The organism is Azospirillum oleiclasticum (assembly GCF_013423485.1).
Lineage (GTDB): Bacteria > Pseudomonadota > Alphaproteobacteria > Azospirillales > Azospirillaceae > Azospirillum > Azospirillum oleiclasticum.
The window spans coordinates 176976-201085 of the sequence record NZ_JABFFR010000023.1 but is presented as its reverse complement, the minus strand read 5'-3'; the positions used below and the strand labels follow the sequence as shown (position 1 = coordinate 201085).

The 24110-nt window shown below is 70.3% G+C and carries 26 protein-coding genes and 1 other RNA gene; 16 read left to right on the top strand and 11 right to left on the bottom strand.

The window, feature by feature from the left end; all coding sequences use genetic code 11:
• Together HL658_RS22550 and HL658_RS22545 are read right to left on the bottom strand one after the other, a co-directional pair.
• Positions 1-1503, bottom strand: a complete 1503-nt coding sequence (locus HL658_RS22550; RefSeq protein WP_180283022.1) for a dynamin family protein — start codon at positions 1501-1503, stop codon at positions 1-3.
• A gap of 214 nt (positions 1504-1717) precedes the next feature.
• Complete coding sequence (locus tag HL658_RS22545) at positions 1718-3094, bottom strand: COG4223 family protein (protein WP_180283023.1); 1377 nt, start codon at positions 3092-3094, stop codon at positions 1718-1720.
• Between the two features lie 410 nt (positions 3095-3504).
• On the opposite strand from HL658_RS22545, the gene HL658_RS22540 reads away from it, so the two are divergent.
• Positions 3505-4374 (top strand): COG4223 family protein, encoded by an 870-nt coding sequence (locus tag HL658_RS22540; RefSeq protein ID WP_180283024.1) that lies wholly within the window; start codon positions 3505-3507, stop codon positions 4372-4374.
• A gap of 89 nt (positions 4375-4463) precedes the next feature.
• On the opposite strand, the gene HL658_RS22535 is transcribed toward HL658_RS22540, so the two are convergent.
• Positions 4464-4892 (bottom strand): hypothetical protein, encoded by a 429-nt coding sequence (locus tag HL658_RS22535; RefSeq protein ID WP_180283025.1) that lies wholly within the window; start codon positions 4890-4892, stop codon positions 4464-4466.
• Between the two features lie 332 nt (positions 4893-5224).
• Here HL658_RS22535 and HL658_RS22530 point away from each other — a divergent pair, with 332 nt between their 5' ends.
• On the top strand, positions 5225-5923 hold the full coding sequence (locus HL658_RS22530; protein WP_180283026.1) for an MlaA family lipoprotein: 699 nt from the start codon (positions 5225-5227) through the stop codon (positions 5921-5923).
• 67 nt (positions 5924-5990) lie between these two features.
• On the opposite strand, the gene HL658_RS22525 is transcribed toward HL658_RS22530, so the two are convergent.
• The gene (locus HL658_RS22525; RefSeq protein ID WP_180283027.1) at positions 5991-6323 is read right to left on the bottom strand and encodes a hypothetical protein; all 333 of its coding nucleotides are present in this window, start codon (positions 6321-6323) and stop codon (positions 5991-5993) included.
• A 216-nt stretch (positions 6324-6539) separates the two neighbouring features.
• Here HL658_RS22525 and HL658_RS38245 point away from each other — a divergent pair, with 216 nt between their 5' ends.
• The 3 genes from HL658_RS38245 to HL658_RS22510 all read left to right on the top strand — a co-directional run bounded on the left by HL658_RS38245 (position 6540) and on the right by HL658_RS22510 (position 10086).
• Positions 6540-7154, top strand: a complete 615-nt coding sequence (locus HL658_RS38245) for a helix-turn-helix domain-containing protein (protein ID WP_425485361.1) — start codon at positions 6540-6542, stop codon at positions 7152-7154.
• A 296-nt stretch (positions 7155-7450) separates the two neighbouring features.
• On the top strand, positions 7451-7876 hold the full coding sequence (locus tag HL658_RS22515; protein ID WP_180283028.1) for an ATP-binding protein: 426 nt from the start codon (positions 7451-7453) through the stop codon (positions 7874-7876).
• A gap of 98 nt (positions 7877-7974) precedes the next feature.
• Positions 7975-10086, top strand: coding sequence for a 3-hydroxybutyrate oligomer hydrolase family protein (locus HL658_RS22510; RefSeq protein ID WP_180283029.1), 2112 nt, complete (start codon positions 7975-7977; stop codon positions 10084-10086).
• A 6-nt stretch (positions 10087-10092) separates the two neighbouring features.
• Here the strand turns inward: HL658_RS22510 and HL658_RS22505 are convergent, their stop codons facing one another.
• The 5 genes from HL658_RS22505 to HL658_RS22485 all read right to left on the bottom strand — a co-directional run bounded on the left by HL658_RS22505 (position 10093) and on the right by HL658_RS22485 (position 12274).
• Positions 10093-10917: a TIGR00282 family metallophosphoesterase gene (locus HL658_RS22505; RefSeq protein ID WP_180283030.1), complete on the bottom strand. Its 825-nt coding sequence runs from the start codon at positions 10915-10917 to the stop codon at positions 10093-10095.
• Positions 10918-10933: 16 nt separating this feature from the next.
• On the bottom strand, positions 10934-11470 hold the full coding sequence (locus HL658_RS22500) for a 5-formyltetrahydrofolate cyclo-ligase (RefSeq protein WP_281378850.1): 537 nt from the start codon (positions 11468-11470) through the stop codon (positions 10934-10936).
• 57 nt (positions 11471-11527) lie between these two features.
• Positions 11528-11687: non-coding RNA, 6S RNA (ssrS, locus tag HL658_RS22495), on the bottom strand.
• 13 nt (positions 11688-11700) lie between these two features.
• Complete coding sequence (locus HL658_RS22490; RefSeq protein ID WP_180283031.1) at positions 11701-12045, bottom strand: cell division protein ZapA; 345 nt, start codon at positions 12043-12045, stop codon at positions 11701-11703.
• Between the two features lie 4 nt (positions 12046-12049).
• Positions 12050-12274, bottom strand: coding sequence for a hypothetical protein (locus tag HL658_RS22485; RefSeq protein WP_180283032.1), 225 nt, complete (start codon positions 12272-12274; stop codon positions 12050-12052).
• A 216-nt stretch (positions 12275-12490) separates the two neighbouring features.
• On the opposite strand from HL658_RS22485, the gene HL658_RS38080 reads away from it, so the two are divergent.
• From HL658_RS38080 to gap, 3 genes are all read left to right on the top strand, one after another.
• The gene (locus tag HL658_RS38080; protein ID WP_180283033.1) at positions 12491-13171 is read left to right on the top strand and encodes a glycoside hydrolase family 19 protein; all 681 of its coding nucleotides are present in this window, start codon (positions 12491-12493) and stop codon (positions 13169-13171) included.
• Between the two features lie 198 nt (positions 13172-13369).
• Positions 13370-15379 carry a transketolase gene (gene tkt, locus HL658_RS22475; protein WP_246337785.1) on the top strand — a complete coding sequence of 670 codons (2010 nt, stop codon included), beginning with the start codon at positions 13370-13372 and terminating at the stop codon, positions 15377-15379.
• Between the two features lie 65 nt (positions 15380-15444).
• Positions 15445-16452, top strand: a complete 1008-nt coding sequence (gene gap / locus HL658_RS22470; RefSeq protein ID WP_180283034.1) for a type I glyceraldehyde-3-phosphate dehydrogenase — start codon at positions 15445-15447, stop codon at positions 16450-16452.
• A gap of 107 nt (positions 16453-16559) precedes the next feature.
• On the opposite strand, the gene HL658_RS22465 is transcribed toward gap, so the two are convergent.
• Both HL658_RS22465 and HL658_RS22460 read right to left on the bottom strand, forming a co-directional pair.
• Positions 16560-16904: a type II toxin-antitoxin system HicB family antitoxin gene (locus HL658_RS22465; RefSeq protein WP_180283035.1), complete on the bottom strand. Its 345-nt coding sequence runs from the start codon at positions 16902-16904 to the stop codon at positions 16560-16562.
• Between the two features lie 68 nt (positions 16905-16972).
• Complete coding sequence (locus HL658_RS22460; RefSeq protein WP_180283036.1) at positions 16973-17188, bottom strand: hypothetical protein; 216 nt, start codon at positions 17186-17188, stop codon at positions 16973-16975.
• A 113-nt stretch (positions 17189-17301) separates the two neighbouring features.
• On the opposite strand from HL658_RS22460, the gene gcvA reads away from it, so the two are divergent.
• From gcvA to HL658_RS22420, 8 genes are all read left to right on the top strand, one after another.
• Positions 17302-18198, top strand: coding sequence for a transcriptional regulator GcvA (gcvA, locus tag HL658_RS22455; RefSeq protein ID WP_180283037.1), 897 nt, complete (start codon positions 17302-17304; stop codon positions 18196-18198).
• A 94-nt stretch (positions 18199-18292) separates the two neighbouring features.
• Complete coding sequence (locus HL658_RS22450) at positions 18293-18937, top strand: hypothetical protein (protein WP_180283038.1); 645 nt, start codon at positions 18293-18295, stop codon at positions 18935-18937.
• Positions 18934-19521: a hypothetical protein gene (locus tag HL658_RS22445; RefSeq protein ID WP_180283039.1), complete on the top strand. Its 588-nt coding sequence runs from the start codon at positions 18934-18936 to the stop codon at positions 19519-19521. Before HL658_RS22450 ends, HL658_RS22445 begins: the two co-directional genes overlap by 4 nt.
• Positions 19522-19641: 120 nt before the next feature.
• On the top strand, positions 19642-20103 hold the full coding sequence (locus HL658_RS22440) for a hypothetical protein (RefSeq protein WP_343055277.1): 462 nt from the start codon (positions 19642-19644) through the stop codon (positions 20101-20103).
• Positions 20104-20222: 119 nt separating this feature from the next.
• Entirely contained in the window at positions 20223-21152 is a 930-nt protein-coding gene (locus HL658_RS22435; RefSeq protein ID WP_180283040.1) for a class I fructose-bisphosphate aldolase, read from the top strand.
• A 2-nt stretch (positions 21153-21154) separates the two neighbouring features.
• Entirely contained in the window at positions 21155-21796 is a 642-nt protein-coding gene (gene thiE / locus HL658_RS22430; protein ID WP_180283041.1) for a thiamine phosphate synthase, read from the top strand.
• 13 nt (positions 21797-21809) lie between these two features.
• On the top strand, positions 21810-22616 hold the full coding sequence (locus HL658_RS22425; protein WP_180283042.1) for a TSUP family transporter: 807 nt from the start codon (positions 21810-21812) through the stop codon (positions 22614-22616).
• Positions 22617-22759: 143 nt separating this feature from the next.
• Positions 22760-24082 carry an OmpP1/FadL family transporter gene (locus tag HL658_RS22420; RefSeq protein WP_180283043.1) on the top strand — a complete coding sequence of 441 codons (1323 nt, stop codon included), beginning with the start codon at positions 22760-22762 and terminating at the stop codon, positions 24080-24082.
• Positions 24083-24110 lie beyond the last annotated feature (28 nt).

Here is a 24110-nt window from a genome sequence, read left to right as displayed (position 1 = left end):
TCATGCGATCGGTGCGTTGGTCGTCTCGCCGGCGGCGGGCGCCGGTGCGGCGTCGGGCTTGCGCCGGCCCGCCGGGTCGGTGTGGATGTCGTTCAGCCGCTGCACATGCGCGGCCACCGCCTCGCGGATGGCGAAGATGCGCTTGCGGGCACCCCGCCCCCAGCCGACCGGCGAGGAGCTGAGGATGCTGCGGAACAGCCCGGTGTTCTTCAGGAAGGCGTTGCGCGGGTTGAGGTCGGCCTCGCCCATGCGCTCCGGCAGCTTGCCGGCGATGCCACGCGCCATAAGCCGGCGGATCCACAAATGCCCCGCCCCGAACAGACCGAGCAGCAGCAGCAGCGCCGCCACCGCCCGCACCGGCAGCCCGGCCAGCCACGCCGGCTGCCATTCCATCAGCCAGGTCAGGAAGGGCGGCACGCTGTCCGTGCCGGCGGCGTAGACCACGCCGCCGATGGCGCCCAGCAGCAGCGCCAGCCACAGCGCGTCGCCCCAAAGCACGCGGCGGCGCCAGCGGGCGATGGCGGTCTGCACCACCGGGATCAGTTCGCCCTCCACCTCCTTGGCGATGCTGTCCAGCATGCCGACGATGCGGTAGCCGCGGCCGATCTCCACCTCCGCGATGCGGCCGTAGATCTCGGTCAGGTCGGTCGCACACTTCTGCTCGTAGCGGGCGCGCTTGGCCTCGTCCTCGATCACGCCGGCCGACGCCCGGTCGTAGATGCCGTAGAAGCGGCCGCTGACCAGCCCGGCCCCGGCGACCGAGCGCTGCCACGCGCCGAACACCGCCTCCGCGTTGTCCTCCTTCGCGGTCGTGTCGATCTGGTTGAGGATGTAGAGGAACTTGCGGGCGTCGGCGCGGCGTACGGTCTTGGACACCAGCAGCCGCAGCGTGTCCTGCATGGCGCCCGGCTCCGGATGGCGGGCGTCGAAGAAGACCAGCACGAGGTCCGACAGGTCGATGATGTGATCGGTCAGCCGCAGGATCGAGCGGCGCTGGTCGTCGGCGTCGAAGCCCGGCGAATCGATCAGGATCTTGCCGCGGATACGCTCGCTCGCCAGCGTCTTGAGCTGGAGGTAGCTGTCGATGCGCTTGCCCTCCCCGGCCGCGACCTTCTCGATCTCGTCGCTGATCCGGTAGAAGGGAAAGCGCGGGTCGGCGTTCAGCGCGGTGCCCGGCAGCGCCTCGTGCCGGGTGTCGGCGCCGTAGCAGACCACCGTGAACTTGTCGTCCACCGCCTGGTTGCCGGTGCTCTGCAACGGCGCCTGGAGGTAGCTGTTGATGAAGGTGGACTTGCCCGACGAGAAGGTGCCGAGCACCGCGATCATCGGCCACCAGGGAATCCGCGTCGCCAGCGACTCGTCGTTCTTCAGCAGGCCGAGCTTGCAGAGCACCCGGTCGAAATCCCGGAAGGTCGGGATGATCGGCAGCAGGACCGGGTTTTCCGAACGCAGGTGGCTTTCCAGGCCCGTGAGGCGCTGCTGGAGTGCTTGCCTGGAATTCATACGGCGACGAACCCTCTTGCTGAACGGCTTGCCGGCCACGCGGCCGAAGGGCGCACCATGAACGGGATGGCCGGTGGCCGCCCCGTGAGCAGGACGGCCGGACGCCGCCTCTTTAGCACGGCTGCGGACCGGCGTGGCGTATCAAAATACAGCACGGGGACGATCGGCCGCCGCGGCGCGTACGCGGTGCGCCGCGGCGGCGATGCGGCACCGGTCAGGGAAGCAGGGTCGCGACACGCTTGGTCAGCAGGGCGCTGGCGTTGTCCGCGGCGATGCGCGCCCGCGCCTCCGCCAGCCAGGGCTGGACGGCGGCGGCGGACGGCCCCTGCAGCATCGACACCAGATCGGCGGCGGCGGCGAACTCCCCACGCTCCAGCATGCCGGCGGCGCGCGCCATCAGGGCTGGCGTGCTCTGGCCGTCGGAGCTGTCGGACACCGGCAGGCGCAGCACCCCGGCCACCCCGGTGACCCAGCCCAGCACCCGCTCGCCGAGGCCGGAGTCGAGCCCGCCCATGTCCGCGCGCACCACCGCCGGCACCTGCCACGCGAAGCGCTGCACCACCTGGTCGCGGGTCGGAATGCCCTTCGCGGCGAAGGGGGCGATGGCGTCGAGGGCGACCCCGGACGCGTCGTCGGCGATGCCCGACGCGCGCACGGCGGCCAGCTCGCTGGCGAAGGGCGTGCCACCCGCCAGCGCCTCGCGCAGGTCGCGCACCGCCAGAGCGCCGATTCCGGCCACCTTGCGGTCCATCGCCGCGGCCGCCTTCTCCAGCGCGGCGACCCGGTCGGACAGCGAGGTGCCGGTGGTGAGCGCGTAGCCCAGCCGGCCCTCGAGGTCGTTCACCCGCGTCTCCAGCCCGGACACCTGCCCGGACCGTTCGAGATAGTCGGGCGACCACAGCGGCGCCGTCACCGCGGCACCGGCGCCGATGATCGCCAGCAGTGCCGCCACCACGGCGACGCCGGCCCCGCCACCGGAGGAGGCCGGGGCCGGCGCGTGGCCGACGCCGTGCATGTACGCATGCGCCAGCGCCGACACCGGAGACGGTGCGCCGACGAAGACGCTGTCGGCCGGCGGCGGGGCGGCCGGTTCCGGCGCCGCCGCGGCCGGCTTGTCGCCCACACCATGCACATACGCGTGCGCCAGCGCCGACACCGGCGACGGCGCACCGGCGAAGACGCTGGGGGCGGCGGGCTCCGCCGCGGGCGCCACGGCCACAGGCTCGGGGGCCGGCGCTGGCTCGACGGCCGGCGCTGGCTCGGGGGCGGATTCGGGCGCCGGTTCGGCCGCGGTCGCGGCGGCCGCCGCCTCGGCGACGGCCGGCTCCTCCATGCGGAAGACGCCGTCCAGCTCACCATCGGCGAAGGCGATGCCGTGCTTCTCGGCGGCGGCGCGCAGCTCGGCCTGGCGGGCGCCGGGGATGGCGGCGCGCTTCTTCCAGCCCTGCACGGTGCTGACCGGCACACCCACCTTCTCGGCCATCGGCCGGATGCCGCCGAATCGCTCGATGAGCCGCTCGACCGGCGTGTGCGCGGCGTCGGCCGCTCCGTCCGGGGTGTCCACCTGGTCGTTTCCGTTCTGCTGGGCCATGCTTCACCTATCCGGGCTGTTCGCGTGGATCCGGGCCGTCCGTGCGGGCGTGGACACGCCGGCACGCCCCCTCACTTGGATTCGGGCGCCGACCGGCCACGCGCCCGGGATCGGCGCGGGCGGACAGGCCGCACGGATGGCAATAGTAGCAAAGCATCACGCCCGGACGGGAGCATAAAATGCTGCGATGCACGTCCGGTTGACGCTTCCGTACGTTTCGGCACACCGTGGTAGGCACGGTGGACGGACACCTCCGTGCGACGGCAGCGGTTCGATTGCCCGAGGTGATGACAAACGCATGCTGCGGAGCGGCGAATCGGCCAACGCCGCAAGTCGCCGTTGAGTTCTCGCGCGTGCCTCTGTATCAGTCGTACAAGCTTCAACCGGCAGACGACACGGGGGCCTCCTCAATGAGCGATTCCGAAAGCCAGACGACTCCCCAATCCGCGACGGCCACTCCGGCGCCCCAGACCGTCATCGTGCGCCGCGGCGGCGCGGGCACGGTGGTGGTGGCGCTCGTCCTGTCGCTGCTCGGCACCGCCGCGGCGATCGTGGCGACCCCGTACTGGGTGCCGGCGGTGACCAAGCTGGCCGGCCTTCCCGACCCCGTGCGCAAGCTCGACGCCGAACAGGCGCGCGTCGGCCGCTCGCTGGGCGAGATGGAGCAGAAGGTCGCGGCGCTGGGCGAGCAGGTCGGCAAGCTCTCCGGCAGCATCGCGGGCGGGGCGGCCACCGCCACCGACCTGCGTTCGGCCACGCTGGCCCTGGCGGTCGGCGAGCTGCGCAACGCGCTGCGCCGCACCGGCCCCTTCGACAGCGAGCTCGCCACGCTGCGCGCGATCGCCGGCAAGGACGCGGACATCGAGAAGGCGGTCGCCGGCTTCGCCTCCTTCGCCAGCACCGGCATCCCCAGCCGCGCCCAGCTGCGCGCCGACTTCCCGCGCGCGGCCTCGGCGGCGGTGAGCGCCGGCGTGCCGGTTCCGGCCCAGAAGGAGGCCGGCGGCTGGTACACCAGCGTGTCCTCCGCGGTCACCCACTTCACCTACATCGTCCGCCTGGACACGCCCCCGGCGGACAGCGCGTACGCCATCGTGCAGGACGCACGCGCCCGGCTGTCGGCGGATGATCTCGCTGGAACGGTGGACGAGCTGGCCAAGCTGCCGGCCCCGATCGACCCGGAGACCGGAAGCTGGATGACCCATGCCCAGGCACGTGTGGCGGCCGACCGCGGCATCGCCGCGCTGACCACCCTGACCATGGCCCGCATCAGCGCCAAGTAAGCGCACGGCGCATCGAGGCCCGAACAAGAAAGGCCGCCGGGTGACCGGCGGCCTTTCTCGTGTATGCGCTATGCGCCGAAGCCGTACGCCTATTCGGCCTCGACCTTGTTGTACCAGCGGCGGGTGCCCAGCATGCCGTTGCGCTTGGCCGTCCAGCCGTTGGCGATCATGATCTTCTTGATCCGCTTCCTCGCCTCGTCCTCGCTCACGCCGAACGCGCAGAAGCGACGGTAGAAGCCGACGGCGTCGTTGAACTGCCGCTTCTCGATGCGCCCGTTGTCGGCGTAATCCTCCAGGATCTCGGCGATCCTCTTCTCCGCCTCGGACTCGAAGACGTATCCCTGGTCGGACGCCACGCCCAGCATGATCTGGCGCCCGTCGTCCAGGCCCAGCTCGAAGCGCATCACGCCGTCCTCGAGAATCTTCTTCTCCGTCTCGCGGTCGATGTAGCGTCCACCGAGCGCCTGAACCTTCACGTACTCGGCAAACCGCTTCTTCACATCCTCGGAAACCGCCATGACCGCCCTCGACGCGATGCTCCAGACCCGCGGCATTGATTAGCCCGAAAGGCTACCGCACCGCGAGCGATATTTATGGACCGTGTTCGTGAATGGTTTGACCGCAAGCACGCGGCGCCTGTCAAGGCGAGCGTACGCCGCCGTCTATGCAGTGGCGGCTTGCAGCGTACGTACGCACGCCTCACCGGCGGTGGAACCCCGACGGATGTTGCCGGCCCGGATGGCCGTCCCTCCTTTGCCCCCGCACCGGGTGTGAACCCCCGGCCGCGGCACCGGCGTTCCCCCCACGTCGGTGCGGTGGGCATCGGCGGGTCTATCGATGGAGGCACCGGATGGCGCAATCAATACTTGCAGCGGCGGTGGCCGCCGCCATCCTGGCCAGCCCCGGCCAAGCCGCCGCCGACCTCTGGAGCGACCCTTTGGAACCGATGAACCGGGCCGTGCACGGCTTCAACCGCGCGGTGCTCGACGGTGTGCTGGTCCCGGCCGCCGGGCTGTACCGCAGCACCGTGCCCGACGTGCTGCGCAACGGCGTCAGCAACGCCATCGCCAACCTGCGGGAACCGGTGACCGCGGCGTCGAGCGGACTGCAGGGCGACTTCGCCAACGCCGGAGTCGCCGTCGCCCGTTTCGCCATCAACTCCACCATCGGGCTGGCCGGGGTGATGGACGCCGCCGGAGCCATGGGGCTGGTCTCCCGCCCCGAGGACATGGACCAGGCCCTGTGCGCCCACGGCGTCCCGGAGGGGCCGTTCCTGATCATCCCCTTCTACGGGCCGAGCACGCTGCGCGACGCGACCGCACAGGCCGCCATGATCGCCGGCGGCCTGTCCCTGGCCGGGGAGGATCTGTGGGCGGGTGTACTTGCGGCAGGCGCGGTGGGCGCGCTCGACGCGGCACCCGCGCTGGCCGCCTTCGACCACACATCGGTCGATGCGTACGCCGCGCAGCGCAGCGCCTATCTCCAGCACCGCCGCGCGGCCTGCGCCAACGGCGAGATCATGGAGACCGCGCTGTTCCCCGAGGAGTGAACGGCGCCCGACCGGGATGTCCGGCCCTGCGCACGGGCGGGCGGGCCGGACATCCTGACGAGGCTGCCTAGATGGCGCCGCCCTTCATGGCACCGGTGATCGGCTTCAGGGTCGGGCCGTAGGCGTCGAACCACCAGCTTCCGATCAGCGCCCCGGCCACGGCCCCGGCGATCAACGCCGGCGCCGAACCGACCATCATATCCATTGCGATCACCCCGGCCACGACGCCGATGCCGACGGTCAGCGCCTCGCCCGGCACCATGCCCCAGCGGTTCGCGACGCTTGGCATCTCGACCTGCGCGGGCACCGTCTCGACGGCGGGAAGGCGGTCCGCCGCGCGCGCCGACAGCGGGGCCGCGGCAAGGATCAGGACGAACAGACAGGCGAACAATCGGGGCATGGGTTCCCTCCGGCGCGTGTGGTGCGGGGCAGATCATTCCTTCTACAGGCGCAATCGGCGCACGCCAACCTCCGTGCAACCACACCCCGGCGGTGTCCGGACCACCGCCAAGGATATGGCGCGATTGGTCTTGAACATGGACTAGATGTGTGTAAAGAATGCGCGGAAATGTTAATAGACCTGTGCGCACCTCTACAAGCATAGGATGGCCATCACATGAGCGAAACGGTCGCACGCAAGAGAGGTCGCCGGGGGTCGCCGGAATCATGGTCGGTCGACGCTCATGTGGGCCAGCGAGTCCGCATGCGCCGAACTCTTCTCGGCATGAGCCAGGAGCGTCTCGGCGAAGCGATTGGCTTGACGTTCCAACAGGTGCAGAAGTACGAGCGGGGGTCGAACCGGATTTCCGCGGGAACTCTCTATCGTTTGAGTCAAGTGCTCGATGTTCCGGTCAGCTTTTTCTTCGACAACTACCGGGATATGCAAAGTAACGTTGCGCCGACGGACGGACGGGCCCGGTCGGTCGAGGGCGGAACGGGGATAAGCCGTCGCGATGCACGTTTGCTGAGGTTGTGGCGTAACGCACCGCCGGCCATCTCGGATGAAATTCTCTCATTGCTTGCGTCGCTTTCGCCCCATCTCTCCGACCCGCGTGAAGGTGACGAGTCGGCCGACACGGTTCTGGTCGCCGCCCGCTCCACCCCCGATGGGGTCTCGACGCTCGGGGACATCGTGCCGCCGTCCAGGCGCAAACCGCGCCGTCGGCATGGCGCGGTCTGGGATCCGGCGGACATCTATCGGTCTCGGAAGTCGCTGCCGCCCCGCGATTGAGCCGGCACGCCGTACGCCCTCCGCCGATCCCTTGCGGAGGATCGCCGCGGCGACAGGCCCTGCGGCAAAACAGCGCAGGTCACGCTTGGACCGGTCCGACCCTGCTCTGCCAGCGACCTCCTGGGGATCCGCACCGCATGACAACCGGAGGTCCGGAGCACGGTTTCATCGGGGAGATTCCCGTTGCCGCTGCTGCGTTCGCTCCCCTACAATCGGGACCGTCAGGATACGCCCGGCATCCTCCTGGCGGCCGCCGGGTACCGGCGGATGGCGGCACACGCAACCACCGGCGGCCGATGACCGACGCGCTCGACCTCAAACTGCGAAACGATCTGGAGGAAATCCCGCGTCTGGCGGAAACGATCGAAGAATTCTTCGATGGTCACGACCTGCCGCCGACGCTGGCCTTCAACTTCAACCTGGCCCTCGACGAGCTGCTGACCAACGTCATCTCCTACGCGTTCGAGCCGGGTACCGAACATGAGATCGCCGTGCGGGTGACGCTGGACGGCGACCGGCTTGTGACCGCGGTGATCGAGGACGACGGCCCCGCCTTCGACCCCTTCAACGACGCACGGCCGCCGGTGCTGGAAGGCGGTGTCGACGACCGCCCCATCGGCGGGCTGGGCATCCATTTCGTGAAGTCGATGATGGACGACGTCCGCTACGAACGGCGCGGCGACCACAACCACGTGTTCCTCATCAAGCGCGCCACCGGCTGAGGCGGCCCTCTCCACCCCGCACGCCCGCTTGACCTTCCGCATGTACGTTTGGCGTACTGTCGGCGGAGCGGACAAGAACAACACGGGGGATGGGGAGCATGCGGCGGGTGATGGTGGCCGGTGCGGCCGGTGTGATCGGATTGTTGCTGGACGCCGGCGCCGGTGCCGCGGTCCCGCCACCGGGCTTCGTGGTGCCGGGCAGCGTGGTGGTGCGCGATCTGGACGGCGTCACCGACGACCTGCTGACCGCGGGTTTGGGGGCGGAGGGCATCGCGTCGGCGACCCTGCCCACGATCGCCGACCCCGCCGCCCCGACCCCCGACGAGCTGCGCCGCCGCGCCGTCCATAACGCGTGGCGCGGGCTGATCGACACCTCGCCCGGCGGCGGCTGGACGGTGCTGTTCGGACCGAACCTGGGGCCGGGCTACACCGATCGCGGCGGCAAGGGGCTGGTCGCCGGACGCGAATACCTGATGCAGACCGATGACGGCGCGGGCGGCGGCCTGCAGACGGTGCTGGTGCAGATCCCAGCCGACTTCGACCGGCAGCGTCCCTGCCTTGTCACCGGGCCCTCGTCCGGGTCGCGCAACGTCTACGGTGCGGTCGGTACGACGGCGGAATGGGCCTTCCGCAACCGCTGCGCCATCGCCCACACCGACAAGGGCACCGGCAACGCCTACCACGATCTGACACGCGGCACCGTCTACGACCGTTTGGGGCGTCTGCGCCCGGCGAACGGGGCGGAGGCGCCCAATTTCCGCGCGCCGGACCGCGACGGGCTCGCCGCCTGGATCGATGCCAACCCGGACCGGCTGGCCTACAAACAGGCCCATTCCGGGAAGAACGTCGACAGCCGCTGGGGTTTCTACACGCTCCAGGCGATACGCGCCGGGCTGTGGGCGCTCAACGACCATCTCGGCACCGGAACGGAAAGCATCACACCCGCCAACACCCTGGTGATCGCCGCCGGCGTGTCCAACGGCGGCGGTGCCGCCATCCAGGCGGCGGAGACCGACCGCGACGGGCTGATCGACGCGGTGGTGACCGTGATCCCCAACGTGATCCCCGCGCCGCGCGACGGCATGGTGATCCGTTACGGGGGCGAACCGGTCACCGACCCCGGCCGGCACTTCATCGACTACTACACGCAGCTCGCGCTCTACGCCGACTGCGCGGCGCTGGCCCCGGCGCTGGCCGGCGCGCCCTTCCAGGACCGTGAGCCGAACGGCGGCGGCGCCGGCCAGACGCTGCGCGCCAACCGCTGCGCCTCGCTGAAGGACAAGGGCCTGCTGACCGCCACCGACACCGCCGCGCAGGCGGCGGAGGCGTTGGAGCGGATCACCGCGCACGGCGTGCTGCGGGAGAGCCTGTTCACCCTGCCCTTCATGGCCTGGGCCGGCGGCTACCGGCAGATCATCGGCACCTACCCGCAGGGCTACGGCCGCTTCCTGGTGCAGGAGAACCCCTGCGGCACCAGCTTCGCCGCCACCGGCCCCGACGGCCGTCCGGCGCCGCTGCCCGGTGCCGCGGCGGCGCTGCTGTTTGCGGCGGGCAACATCCTCCCACCCTCCGGCGGCATCGCGGTGATCGCCGACCGTGCGGAGAACGGCCCCGTCGCCGAGCCGATGGCGGTGTCGCGCAGCACCGGGCGGGCCGACCTCAACCTCGACTCGGCGCTGTGCTGGCGCGCGCTGGTGACGGGCGAAGGCGGCGGCCAGGACGGTCGCGGCCAGGGCGACGCTGGCCGCCGGGTGCGGCAGGGCATGGCGGAGGTGACCTCCGGCGGCGACCTGCACGGGCTGCCGGCGCTGCTGGTCGCCGCCCGCGACGATCAGGTGATCCACCCCAACCACGCCGGCCGCGCCTACAGCGCGCTCAACGCGCTGGTGGAGGGGCCGCGGAGCCGCCTGTCCTACATCGAGGTGACCAACACCCAGCATTTCGAGTCGCTGATCCCCGCCTTCAAACGCGACGGCGGGCCGGCCTATCTGCCGATCCAGCATTATTACGCACGAGCCCTCGACGCCATGCTGGCGCATCTGCGCGACGGCACCCCGCTGCCGCCGTCCCAGGTCGTGCGCACGACGCCCCGCGGGGCGACCGCGCTGACCACGGAGAATTTCACAACCTTCCTGCCGCCGATAACCGCGCAACCCGCCGCGGCCGACGCCATCACCGCGGACAAGACGGGACTGTCGGTGCCGCGTTAGGCGACCTCACCCACCCCGCATCGGCAGATGCTGGCTGAGCCGCCCACCGAGCCGCACCGGCTCCACGCGGAGCGCCAGTCCGGTGCGGTCGTCGGTTTCCACATAGACGCCGCAGACGGTGGCCGGCCCCTCGGCGGGGGAAAGCCGTTCGGTCGGCAGCTTGCGGATGAGCTTGGCCGCCGCGACCTCCTTCTTCATGCCGATGGCGCTGTCGTAGTCGCCGCACATGCCGGCGTCCGACAGATAGGCGGTGCCGCCCGGCAGGATCTGGTGGTCGGCGGTGGGCACGTGGCTGTGGGTGCCGACCACGAGGCTGGCGCGGCCGTCCAGCGTGTGGCCCATGATCATCTTCTCGCTGGTCGCCTCGCCGTGCACATCGACGATGATGGCGGAGACGCCGCCGGGGCCCAGCCGGTGCGCGCGCAGCACCCGCTCCATCCCGGCGAAGGGATCGTCCAGCGCGTCCATGAACAGCCGGCACATGACGTTGACCACCAGCACCGCGCGCTGCCCGCGGGTCTGGAGCAGCACGAAGCCGCAGCCGGGCGTGCCCTCCGGATAGTTGAGCGGGCGCAGCAGCCGGGGCTGCTGGTCGATCTGCCCCACCAGCTCCTTCTGGTCCCAGACATGGTTGCCGGTGGTGATGACATCGACGCCGGCGGCGAAGAACTCGTCGGCGATCTTCATGGTGATGCCGAAGCCGCCGGCGGAGTTCTCGCCGTTCACGACGGTGATGTCGGGGTCCAGCCGCTCGCGCAGCACCGGCAGCGCCGCCAGCACGCCGTCTCGCCCGGTGCGCCCCACCACATCGCCCAGAAACAGAATCCTCATCGCCCGCCCTTCGTCCTCATGCCAGTCTGAGCGCCTCGCGCTCCGTCACGATCCAGTCCAGCGGCTCGTCATAACCGCCGCGGGGCACCGCCTCCACCTCCTGCCCGGCGTAGGCGACGCCCACCGCCAGCACCGGCCCGCGCGCCCGCAATTCGGCCAGCGTGCGGTCGTAATAGCCGGCCCCGTAGCCCAGCCGGTGCCCGGCCCGGTCGAAGGCCAGCATCGGCACCAGCAGCACCGCCGGCACCACCACCGGCCGGTCCTCCCCGCACTCCGCGATGCCGTAGCGGCCCTTGGCCATCTGGCAGTCCGGCTCCCAGGAGCGGAAGACCAGCGGCGTGCCGCGCGGCCCGCTCACCGGCAGCGCAACCGCACGTCCCTCCCCATGGAGCCGGCGCAGCAGCGGCAGCACGTCGAGTTCCGAGCCCAGCGGCCAGTAGCCGGCCACCGGCCCCGGCGGCAGCGGCACCACCCCCAGCAGCCGGTCGTGCAGCGCCTTGGCGGCCCGGGGATCGGCAAGCCCGTCGCGAACCACCTTCATACGGGTGCGCAGCGCCGCCTTGGCGGCGGCCGGATCGTCGATTGGGGAGGCGATATCGGGAATGGGTTGGAAGGTGCCGCCTCGGCCGTTGGCCATGTGCCTATCCTCCATGGCCTGCTTACGCAGGTGGGCGCCGTGTACCGGGGCCACGACCCCGGTAGGGACAGCTCCCGAGAGGTAGGGTTACGGCCCTGGGGATAATGCGGCCTGACGCACCAGGCAGCAGCCTTCCTGTTCGTAAGCTAAGCGCGCTCGAGCCGCGCCGCAACCTCTTCGATGCGTTCGGCCAGATCGTTGACCGAGGCGGTGAGATCCTCCGCCTCCTCCGGGGCGAGGCCGGGGTGATGGGCGACCAGACCGCGGCCGGCCAGCACGTCGCGGCCGGCGATCACGTCCTGCAGCTCGTCCGCCAGCACCAGACAGGTGATCACCAGCATCTGCGCCTCCGCCCCGCTGCGCCCGCCGCCGGTCAGGCCCTTCAGCCGGTGATCGACGTAGGCGGCCAGCTCGCGCAGACGGCTCTCCTGCCCGTCCTCGCAGGCCAGCAGATAGGGGCGTCCGTTGACCTCGACTTCCACCGTCGCCATGGCATCAGCTCTCCAGCACCGCTTCCAGCCGGCCGATGGCGGATTCCAGCCGGCGCGACATCTCCTCCGCGTTCGCCACGGCCAGCGCCTCGGCCGTGCGCGCCTCGCGCACCTGATCGCCGAGCTCGCGCGTCCGCGCCACGGCCCGGCCCGTCTGGCCGACGGCCGCGTGTTCCAGGCGGCCGACCGCCCGCTCCAGTCGTTGCAGCGCGGCTCTCAAGGTGTCCATGCGGCGAATCCGGCCCGGTGCGTTCGCAATTGCACAAAAAACATCCCCTAGAGGTGGGCGAAGCCGGCGCGCGCGTCAACGGGAAAGAGGGATGACAGGGCGCCGCGCACCTCTGAAAAGTTGTGCAATCAGTTTGAGATTCTTCGATTGCGCCACTATCGTCCGCGGGTGATCTTCGTGGGATGTTCCCGCGATGAAAAGCCATGGAGCGACGCGGTGAACCGGACGCTGCTTACCACCCTCTACCCCAAGGCACCTTCCAGCCACATCGACGCCATCGCCGCGAACGGCGATGCGGTGTTCTCGTCCTTCGCGATCACCTACGGAACCAACCGGCTGTCCTACTTCCTGGCGCAGATCGGCCACGAATCGGGTGGGCTGACCATCTTCACCGAGAACCTGAACTACAGCGCGCAGGGGCTGGCGGCCACCTGGCCCAGCCGCTACGCGGTGAAGGAGGGCAGCGGCTACAAGAAGGACGCCAACGGCAAATATGTGCCGAACGACGTCGCCAACACCCTGAACCGGAAGCCGGAGGCGATCGCCAACAACTGCTACGCCGACCGCATGGGCAACGGCAACGAGGCGAGCGGCGACGGCTGGCGCTTCCGCGGGCGCGGCTACATCCAGATCACCGGGCGCGACGCCTACCGCACGCTGGGCGGCTATTGCGGGCTGGACCTGGAGAACAACCCGGACATGGCGTCCGACCCGCAGCACGCGCTGACCGTGGCCTGCGCCTTCTGGAAGTGGAAGACCATCAACCCGTCCTGCGACGCCGGCGACTTCACCAAGGTCACCAAGCTGATCAACGGCGGCACCAACGGGCTTGCCGACCGCGAGGCGTGGCTGGCAAAGGTGGAGGACGCGCTGAAGAGCTACCCGCCGGCGGGGTGACGTGTTGCGCTGGATGGGAAGCGTCCGCGCCGCACACCCCTCCCCCACCCACCCCATCGGCGGGGGCCGGGTCTGCCCAAACAGCCGGTTGACCTGGGCGCACCGGTTCTGCATGGTGCGCCATCCGGCGGGGACCCGGCGCGGCCGCCCGCGTCGGTGCTGTTTTCACGTTGCCGAACGATCAGGACCCCTCCGCCGATGTCGCCTTCCCCGACCAGCGCCGGCACGCCGCCGGCCGTACCCTTCGCGACCATGGCCAACGCCATCCGCGTGCTCGCCATGGACGCCGTCGAGGCCGCCAAGTCGGGGCATCCCGGCATGCCGATGGGCATGGCCGACGTCGCCACGGTGCTGTTCACCCGGTTCATGACGTTCGACGCGGCGACCCCGCGCTGGCACGACCGCGACCGCTTCGTGCTGTCGGCCGGCCACGGCTCCATGCTGATCTACGCGCTGGCCCATCTGCTGGGCTACGAGCGCATGACGATCGACCAGATCAAGCGCTTCCGTCAGCTCCACAGCCTGACCCCCGGCCATCCGGAGGTCGATCCGAGCATCGGCGTGGAGATGACCACCGGGCCGCTGGGTCAGGGCATCTCCACCGCCGTCGGCATGGCGCTGGCCGAGCGGATCACCAACGCCCGCTTCGGTGACGACCTCGTCAACCACTTCACCTATGTCATCGCGTCGGACGGCGACCTGATGGAGGGCGTCAGCCACGAGGCGTGCTCGCTGGCCGGCCATCTCCAGCTCGGCCGGCTGATCGTGCTGTGGGACGACAACCGCATCTCCATCGACGGGCCGACCACCCTGTCCTTCACCGACGACACCCAGGCGCGCTTCCGCGCCTATGGCTGGGATGTGCAGGCGGTGGACGGGCATGATCCGGAGGCGGTCGCCGCCGCCATCGAGGCGGCGCGCGCCACCCACACCCCGTCGCTGATCGCCTGCCGCACCATCATCGGCAAGGGCGCCCCCAACAAGGCCAACAGCCACAACGCCCACGGCGCGCCGCTGGGCGCCGACGAGGTGGCCGCCACCCGCTCGGTGCTGGGCTGGCCGCACGAGGCGTTCGTGGTGCCGGACGAGGTTCTTGCGGCCTGGCGCGCCGCCGGCCGCCGCGGCGCGGACGCCGTCGCCGCCTGGACCAAGCGGTTCGAGGCGCTGGACGGGCACGCCCGCAAGGCCTTCGCCGACGCCATGGACAAGGCCGTGCCGGGCGCCCTGCCGGAGCTGATCGACGCCTTCAAGCGGAAGGTTTCCGCCGAGAAGCCCTCCTGGGCCACCCGCGTGGCGTCGGGCAACGTGCTGGACGTGCTGGTGCCCGGCATCCCCGAACTGATCGGCGGCTCTGCCGACCTCACCCCGTCCAACAACACCAAGGCCAAGAACAGCGCCGACGTGCAGGGCCGCGGCAGCTTCGCCGGGCGCTACGTCCGCTATGGCGTGCGCGAGCACGGCATGGCCGCGACGATGAACGGCATGGCGCTGCACGGGGGCGTGATCCCCTACGGCGGCACCTTCATGCAGTTCGCCGACTACTGCCGCCCGTCGATCCGTCTGGCCGCGCTGATGAAGCAGCGCGTCGTCTTCGTGATGACGCACGACAGCATCGGGCTTGGCGAGGACGGGCCGACCCACCAGCCGGTGGAGCATCTGGCGGCCCTGCGCGCCATCCCCAACCTGCTGGTGATGCGCCCGGCGGATGCGGTGGAGACGGCGGAGTGCTGGCAGATCGCGCTTGAGCGCCGCGACGCCCCGTCGCTGCTGGCGCTGACCCGCCAGAACGTGCCGACCGTGCGCACCGAGCACAGGGCCGAGAACCTGAGCGCCAAGGGCGCCTATGTGCTGGCCGAGGCGGACGGGGAGCGGCGCGTCACCCTGCTGTCCACCGGGTCGGAGATCGGCCTCGCGATGGAGGCGCGCGCCACGCTCCAGGCCGAAGGGATCGGCACCGCCGTGGTGTCCATGCCCTGCTGGGCGCTGTTCGAGGCGCAGACTGCGGCCGAGCAGGAGGCGGTGCTGGGCACCGGCGTGCGCGTCGCCGTGGAAGCGGCGGTGCGGCTGGGCTGGGACCGCTGGATCGGGCCGAAGGGCGGCTTCGTCGGCATGACCGGCTTCGGCGAATCGGCCCCCTATCAGGATCTGTACCGGCACTTCGGCATCACCGCGGATGCGGTGGTGGCCGCGGCGAAGGAACGTCTGTAATCAACCCCGGCCCCGGGACCGCCATGCCCCGGGGCGCGTGAACGTCGAGAGAACTGGAGGACGCAATGGCTGTTCGGGTTGCGATCAACGGGTTCGGCCGCATCGGCCGTCTGGTGCTGCGGGCGCTGTACGAGAGCGGCCGGACCGATGTGGAGGTGGCGGCAATCAACGACCTCGCCGACCTCGCCACCAACGTCCATCTGCTGAAGTACGACAGCGTGCACGGCCGCTTCCCCGGCACGGTGGAGGCCGTCGACGGCAACCTCGTCGTCAACGGCCACGCGATCAAGGTCGTGCAGGAGCGTGACCCGACCAAGCTGCCCTGGGGCGACCTGGGCGTCGACATCGCCATGGAGTGCTCGGGCATCTTCACCAAGCGCGCCGACGCCGAGAAGCACATCCAGGCCGGTGCCAAGAAGGTGCTGATCTCGGCCCCCGCGACGGACGAGGACATCACCGTCGTGTACGGCGTCAACTCCGACAAGCTGACGGCCGAGCACAAGATCGTCTCCAACGCGTCCTGCACCACCAACTGCCTGGCCCCGGTCGCCTATGTGCTGAACAACCTGGTCGGCATCGAGCACGGCTTCATGACCACGATCCACAGCTACACGGGTGACCAGCGGGTCGTGGACACCATGCACAAGGACCTGCACCGCGCCCGCGCGGCGGCCCTGAACATGATCCCGACCTCCACCGGTGCGGCGAAGGCCGTCGGCAAGGTGCTGCCGGAGCTGAAGGGCAAGCTGGACGGCACCGCCATCCGCGTGCCGACCCCCAACGTCTCCGTCGTGGACTTCAAGTTCAAGGCCAAGCGCGCCACCACGGTCGAGGAGATCCAGGCGGCGATCAAGGCCGCGGCCGACGGCCCGCTGAAGGGCATCCTCGGCTACTACGACGAGGATCTGGTCTCCACCGACTTCAACCACGACCCGCGCTCGTCGATTTTCGCTCTGAAGGAGACGAAGGTCATCGACGGCGACTTCGTGCGCATCATGACCTGGTACGACAACGAGTGGGGCTTCTCCAACCGCATGAGCGACACCGCCGTCGCCATGGCGAAGCTGGGCTGATCCGAGCGGCCCTCTCCCCGTCGGGGAGAGGGCCCCACAGGTCAAAAAAGGGGCGTGCCCGCCATCGCGGACGCGCCCCTTTTGCTGCGACTCCGTGACGCCGGTGCTCAGCCCGCGCGGGCCATCGACACGCCGGTCGCCTCCGCCAGCCGGTCGGCGACCCAGGCGCTCACGCTCTTGCCGTCGCGCTGCGCGCAGGCGACGATGGCGCGGTGCAGGGTCGGGTGGATGCGGATGGCGATGTGCCCGCAATAGGGCTGGTCGGTGTTCGCGGCGATGTCCGACGACAGCTCCAGGTAGTCCTCCACCGCCCGCTCGAAGGCCGACCGCAGCTCGTCCACCGACTTGCCGGTGAAGATGATGCCATCGCGTGTGTTGATCACCTCGCCGACGAACACGCCGGCTTCGGCATCGAAGTCGATCTGGGCCTTGTAGCCCTTGTAGTCCATCATCGGCGCGCCCTCGGCATTCCCACGGGAACAACCATAGCGGAAGGAGGCACCGCGGGGTTTGACCTGTCTCAATTCTCCCAGACACGTTGTGGGTATGACCCTTGGGCCAGAAGGCGGCGGGCGGTCGCCTCGTCCACCCCGGCGTCGCGCAGCAGATGCGGACCGGCGCGCAGCAGCCGCCGCAACTCCCGCTCGGTCGCCCGACGGCGCCGCCGCTCCGCCAGCGCCTCCAGAAGACCGGCCAGCGCACCCCCGGAAAACCCTGCGATCCTCAGCCCGACCATGGCCCCGTCCTTTCCGTCAGCGGTCCCGCGGCGTTGCGCCACAGCCATGACCTAAGCTCACGCACAAGCTCGTGCAAACGGGTTATTCTCATGGCGTTGACCGAGGAAAACTCATGACCGGTTCGAACCGCCGCCTGCCGCCGCTGAACGCGCTGCGCGCCTTCGAGGCCGCCGGACGCCACCTCAGCTTCACCCGCGCGGCCGAGGAGCTGAACGTCACGCAAGGTGCCGTCAGCCGCCATGTGAAGGGGCTGGAGGAGGTGCTGGGCGTCGCGCTGTTCCGCCGCGGGCACCGCGGGCTGGAGCTGACGCGGGAGGGAACGGCGCTGCTGCCGCGCCTGTCCGACGGCTTCGACCGGCTGGCCGATGCCGTGGCCGCCCTGCGGCCGGCGACCAGCGACCTGACGGTCAAGGTGCTGCCGACCTTCGCCGTGCGCTGGCTGATCCCGCGCCTGACCCGATTCCAGGACCGGCATCCGGATTTGGCGGTGCGGCTGACCACCTCCTGGCACGAGGTGGATTTCAGCCGGGAGGATTTCGACGCCGGCATCGTCCACGGCAACCACCTGCATGTCAGCTACGACCGGCTGTTCCCGGTGGTGACCATGCGCGTCGCCCCGGCCTGCGCGCCGTCCCTGCTGGAGGGGGCCAACCCGCTGCGCCGGCCGGAGGATCTGGTCCACCACACGTTGCTGCACGGCAGCCCGCGCTGCACCGCTTGGAAGGCGTGGCTGCGCACCCACCCCGTGCCGGGCGTCGATCCCGAGTCGGGACTGATCTTCGACATCGACGACTCGGCTTGGCGGGCAGCGGCCAGCGGGGCGGGGGTGGCGTTGTGCGACCTGCAGTTCGTCGCCGAGGATCTCGCCGCCGGCCGGCTCGTGCTGCCCTTCGACCGGCCGGTGCTGGAGCTGGGCAGCTACTATCTGGTGTGCCCGCACCGCACCTCCGACCTTCCGGCTGTGATGGCATTTCGCGCTTGGCTCCAGGAGGAGGCCGCCGCAATCTGACGGGAACCGTTTCAATTCGCTGCGTTGCACTCTCCGCCAATCGGGGTAGAATCGATCGAGTTTTCGCTAAGTTGATTCCAACGGAGCGGTGGGCATGGCGTCGATGGATGTGTTCGCTCTGGGGCTCGTGGTGGTCTGCGCCACCGGGCTGGGCTTCACCATCGTCGTGGAGTCGGTGAAGCTCCTGGCCGTGTCCGGCCGCGCGTCCCAGATCGGCGGCAAGGTGGAGAGCCGCAAGGCGGCGCTGGAGGAGCTGCGCCGCCAGCTCGGCGTGGCGGAGGATGGCGAGACGCGCCGGCAGACCGAACTGGCCCGGCTGGCCAACGACCGCGCGCGGGTGGAGGGGCTGATCAAATCCTTCCAGGCCGACAAGCTGGAGATGGTGCACGAGCTGGGCCAGCCCGACGGCGGCAACGCGCTCTACATCTGCGAACTCAAGACCACACCGGATTTCAACCGCCTGGATTCGCGACGGCTGATCTTCGCCCGCGAGATCTGGCAGCACCGCAACGTCGCGCATGTCTGGGCGGAGAGCGCCGACGCGGCGCTGGGCCATGTGCAGCGCGCCTTCCACGGCCGCGCCGGTGTGGTGCCCGGGCGCATCCTGGCGACCGACACCACCTCCGAGGGGCCGGCGGACACGACCGCGGCGGACGCCGCCGAGCCGACGAAAGCGGCGGCGCCGTCCCGCGGGGTGCCGCGCCAGCCGGCCACCGAACGGCAGAAACCGGCGGCATGACTCCGTTCCTGATCTACGCGACCATCCTGCTCATCGCCTTCAGCGCCGCCGTCACCCGCTACAGCGGTCGGCGGCTGCACGGCGCGCGGTCGCAGCTCGCAGGCGATGAGGAGAAGCTGCGCAGCACCGAACTCGCCATCGCCGAGGCGCGGCGCTCCATCGAGGCCGTGGAGCGCCGCTCGAACGCCCTGGACGACGAGGTCGCCGCGGCGCGCGAGGCGCTGGCCGCGGCGGAGAAGCGGCTGGCCGAGGTGCGGCAGGCACCGGTGGAGCGGCATTATGTCTTCGACCGGCTGGAGCCGCGGCCCGGCGTCATCTGGACCGCCCGCATCCGCCGCATCCCCGACTCCATCACCCCCGCCCGCGTCGTCGCCGCCTGGGGCATGATGCGCGACGTGCTGGTGGTCGGCGGCAGCTACAGCGAGGCCAGCGAACGGGTGGCGCAGCGCTTCTCCAAACAGACGGGATTCGAGGTCATCCGCCTGTCGCCGTCCCCTCTGTTCGTGGCGCGCAAACCGGCGGAGGAGGCCCCCGCCGACGCGCCGAAAGCGGAGGCGAAGGGACGCGGCCGGGAGCGGGGATGACGGGGGCGGAGACGTTGTCGAGTTGAGCCCCCACCCAAACCCTCCCCCATCTTGCGACGGGGGAGGGCTTTTCCTCCTCCCCCCGCGAAGTGGGGGAAGGTCGGGAGGGGGGCCCGACGCGTGACGCCCCCACCCACCGCCGCTATGCTCACCCCCATGACCACCCCCGCCCTGCCCCCCGCCGTGCTGGTGCACGGACTCGACGACGCGTTGGCCGCCGTGTCCGCGGCGGCGGAGACCGGGCGGGCGGTGGCGCTGCTGTCGGCGCCGGCGGCCTCGGCGCACGCCGGGGCGTTGTGGCTGCTGGAGCTGCGGAGTCGGGCGCTGGACGCACACCCGTCGGCGGACGCGATCGCCATCCTCGACTGCGACGACCGGGCGGGGGACGCGCAAGGCGCCATCGCCGCGGGCGTCACCCGGCTGGTGTTCTCCGGGCGGGCGGACGCGGCGGCGCGGCTGGCCGACATCGCCGCGGCGTGCGGCGCGGTGCTGCTGACCGCAAGGCCGGCCGCGCTGGACCTGCGCGGCCGGCGCGACGCGGCGGCGGCCTGCCGGGCCTGGCTTCTCGGGCGGACCGGTTAGCCCGTTCGGGCGCCCCCCGCGGCAAAGGGAGCCTACGCCCGTCCCGGCGTTGCAAAGCGCCGCGCGCTGGGCTATGAGACCGCCGCTTTCCAAAAAAACCGCCAAGGGGTCGAGCCACCATGAAGCTCACGCGCCGAGTCAAGGAAATCCTCGCGAATTACGAGAGCGACAACCCGGGTGTGAAGGGCAATCTGGCCCGCATCCTGATGGAAGGGAAGCTGGGCGGCAGCGGCAAGCTGGTCATCCTCCCCGTCGATCAGGGCTTCGAGCACGGCCCGGCCCGCAGCTTCGCCCCGAACCCCCCGGGCTACGACCCCCATTACCACTACCAGCTCGCCATCGACGCCGGCTGCAACGCCTACGCCGCCCCGCTGGGTTCGCTGGAGGCCGGAGCCGACACCTTCGCCGGCGCCATCCCGACCATCCTGAAGATGAACAGCGCCAACAGCCTGTCGACCCAGAAGGAAGCGGCCGACCAGGCGGTCACCGCCTCGGTGAAGGACGCGCTGCGGCTGGGCTGCGCGGCCATCGGCTTCACCATCTACCCCGGCTCCGAGGCCATGTACGACCAGTACGAGGAGATCCGCGAGCTGTCGGCGGAGGCCAAGTCGGTCGGCATCGCGACGGTGATCTGGTCCTACCCGCGCGGCGGCAACATCTCCAAGGACGGCGAGCTGGCGGTCGACGTGATCGGCTACGCCGCCCACATGGCGGCCCTGCTCGGCGCCCACATCATCAAGGTGAAGCTCCCCAGCGCCCACCTGGAGAACGCGGAGGCCAAGAAGGTCTACGAGTCCAAGGGCATCAAGATCGACACCCTGCCCGACCGTGTGAAGCACATCATGCAGTGCTCCTTCAACGGGCGCCGCATCGTGGTGTTCTCCGGCGGTGCCGCCAAGGGCGAGGACGCGGTGTTCGATGACGCGCGCGCCATCCGCGACGGCGGCGGCAACGGCTCGATCATCGGCCGCAACGCCTTCCAGCGCCCGAAGGAGGAGGCCCTGGCGCTCCTCGACCGCATCATGAAGATCTACCAGGGCAAGGAGTGACGGTGTCCGCCCCGGACTGCCGTCTGTACCTCGTGACGCCGCCGGTGCTCGACCCGGCGGCGTTCGCGCCGTTGCTGGCCGAGGCGCTGGACGCGGGCGACGTCGCCTGCGTCCAGCTCCGCCTCAAGGACTGCGACGACGACACGCTGCGCCGCGCCATCGACCGGCTGCGCCCGATCACCCAGGACCGCGGCGTCGCCTTCATCCTGAACGACCGGCCCGACCTCGCCCGCGCCGCCGGCTGCGACGGCGTGCATGTGGGCCAGAGCGACACCCCCTACCGCGAGGCGCGCAAGCTGGTGGGCAACGACGCCATCGTCGGCGTGACCTGCCACGACAGCCGCCACCTCGCCATGGTCGCGGCGGAGGCCGGGGCCGATTACGTCGCCTTCGGCGCCTTCTTCCCCACCACCACCAAGGACGCCATCCACCACGCCGAGCCGGAGATCCTGGACTGGTGGTCGGAGATGATGGAGGTTCCCTGCGTCGCCATCGGCGGCATCACGCCGGACAATTGCGGGCCGCTGGTGCGCGCGGGCGCCGATTTCCTGGCCGTGGTGGGTGCGGTGTGGAACCACCCGGACGGGCCGGGGGCGGGGGTTCGCGCCTTCACCGCGGCGATCGCCGCGGCGGAACAGGGCTGAACGCCGTTCCATCATGGACCTGCTGAGCGGCGACCTGCTCGTCATCCTGTTCGCGGTCGGCCTCGTGGCCGGCTTTGTCGACTCCATCGCCGGGGGCGGCGGGCTGCTGACCATCCCCGTGCTGCTGTGGTGCGGGCTGACACCCGCCCAGGCCATTGCCACCAACAAGCTGCAATCCAGCTTCGGATCCTTCTCCGCCGCGCTGCGCTTCGTACGCTCGGGCGAGGTGGACCCGCGGGCCGTCGCCCCGGTCGCCGCCTGCGCCGCGGCGGGAGCCGTGCTGGGCGCCCTGGCGCTGCAGGTCAGCGACCCGGAATTCCTGCGCGACGTGATCCCGCTGCTGCTGATCGGCATCGCCGTCTATCTGCTGGCCTTCCCGACCGCCGGAAATCTCGATCAGCACCGGCGCATCGGCGATGGCACATTCGCGCTGACGGCCGGGCTGGGCATCGGCTTCTACGACGGCTTCTTCGGGCCGGGCACCGGCACCTTCCTCGCCATCGCCTTCGTCACCCTGCAGGGATTCAACCTGCGCAAGGCGACCGCCCACACCAAGCTGGTGAACTTCGCCAGCAACATCGCCTCGCTGCTTCTCTTCATGGCGGGCGGGCAGATCCTGTGGGCCGCGGGCTTGGTCATGGGTGTGGCCCAATTCATCGGCGCCCAGGCCGGCGCCCACATGGTGATGCGCGACGGCGCCCGGCTGGTGCGCCCCATGCTCGTCTTCGCCTCGCTCGCCATCACCGCCAAGCTGGTGTGGTCGGACGAGGGGAACTGGCTGCGGAGCGTGGTGCTCTGGGCCGTATCGCCGCTCCTCTGACCGTCCGCATCCCAAGCGTTACCGAACGGCAACAATCCCATTTCGAATTGCAGGAAGGGCATTGCTCTCCCGCGGTCGGTGATTTACGTTTACGTCAACGTCCGGAAAGGGACGAACAAACAGGTCGCCTGGGGGGAAATATTATGCATAGAAAGGAATTCGTGGCCGCCGGTGCCGCCGTCCTCGGTGCGGCGTTGCTGCCGTCGGCGGCGCTGGCGTCGGGCTATGCGCTCAAGGAGCAGAGCGTGTCCGGCCAGGGCACCTCCTTCGCCGGCATCAGCGCCGGCGGCAACGGGGACGCCAGCTCCATGTTCTTCAACCCCGCCACCATGGGGCTGGTGAAGGGGAACCAGTTCGTCCAGACCTTCACCGGGATCATGCCCTATTCGAAGCTGGAAAGCGCCAGCGCCCGCCGCGCCGCCTACGCCGGCGGCACCACCATCACCGGGCGCACGGATGTGGGCGACGGGGCGCAGGACGCCGTGCTGCCGGCGGGCTACTTCGTCTACACGGTGAACGACGACCTGAAGCTCGGCATTTCCGGCAACGGGCCATGGGGGCTGGTCACCGACTACAGCTACGACTGGGTGGGGCGTTACCACGGCGTGCGGTCGGACCTGCGCACCTACAATTTCGGCCCGTCCATGTCCTATCAGGTCAACCCGGTGCTGACGGTCGGTTTCGGGATCCAGGTCCAGTACATGAAGGCCGAGCTGTCGCAGGTGAACGACTTCGGGCTGCGGCTCGGCCGGCCGGGCTCGCTGGACCTGACCAGCGACATCGTCGGCGACGACATCGGCTACGGCTTCACCGCCGGCGTGCTCTACCAGCCGCTGCCGACGACCCGCGTCGGTCTCGGCTTCCGCTCGGCGGTCACGCACGAGCTGGAAGGCGACATCACCATCAGCAACCGTCCGGCGTCGCTGGCCGGCGTGCTGCCGAACAGCTCGACCGCCACCGCCAAGACGACCACGCCGGAGGTGGTCAGCCTCGGCGCCTACCACGAGCTGTCCGAGCGGCTCGCCATCATGGGCGAGGTGCAGTGGACGAACTGGTCGCGCTTCCGCGAACTCCGCGTCGCCTTCGGCAGCCCGGCGCTCGGCACCTCCTCCACCGAGGAGGAGTGGAAGGACAGCTGGTTCTTCGCGCTCGGCGCCACCTACAAGGCGACCGACCGGCTGGTGCTGCGCACCGGCATCGGCTACGACCAGTCGCCGATCAGCGACGCCTACCGCACGCCGCGCATCCCCGACGCCGACCGCACCTGGCTGTCGGTGGGCGCCGGCTACAAGGTCACCGACGCCATCCAGCTCGACGTCGCCTACACCCACATCTTCGTCCAGGACTCCACCCTGGAGCTGACCGACACCAGCCCGACCGGGGTCAACGCCGGCCGCGGCTCCCTGAACGCCAAGTACGAGAACCACGTCGATCTGGTCGGCATTCAGGCGCGCATCTCCTTCTGACGCAGCGGCGTCGGCGGGCGGGGCCTTG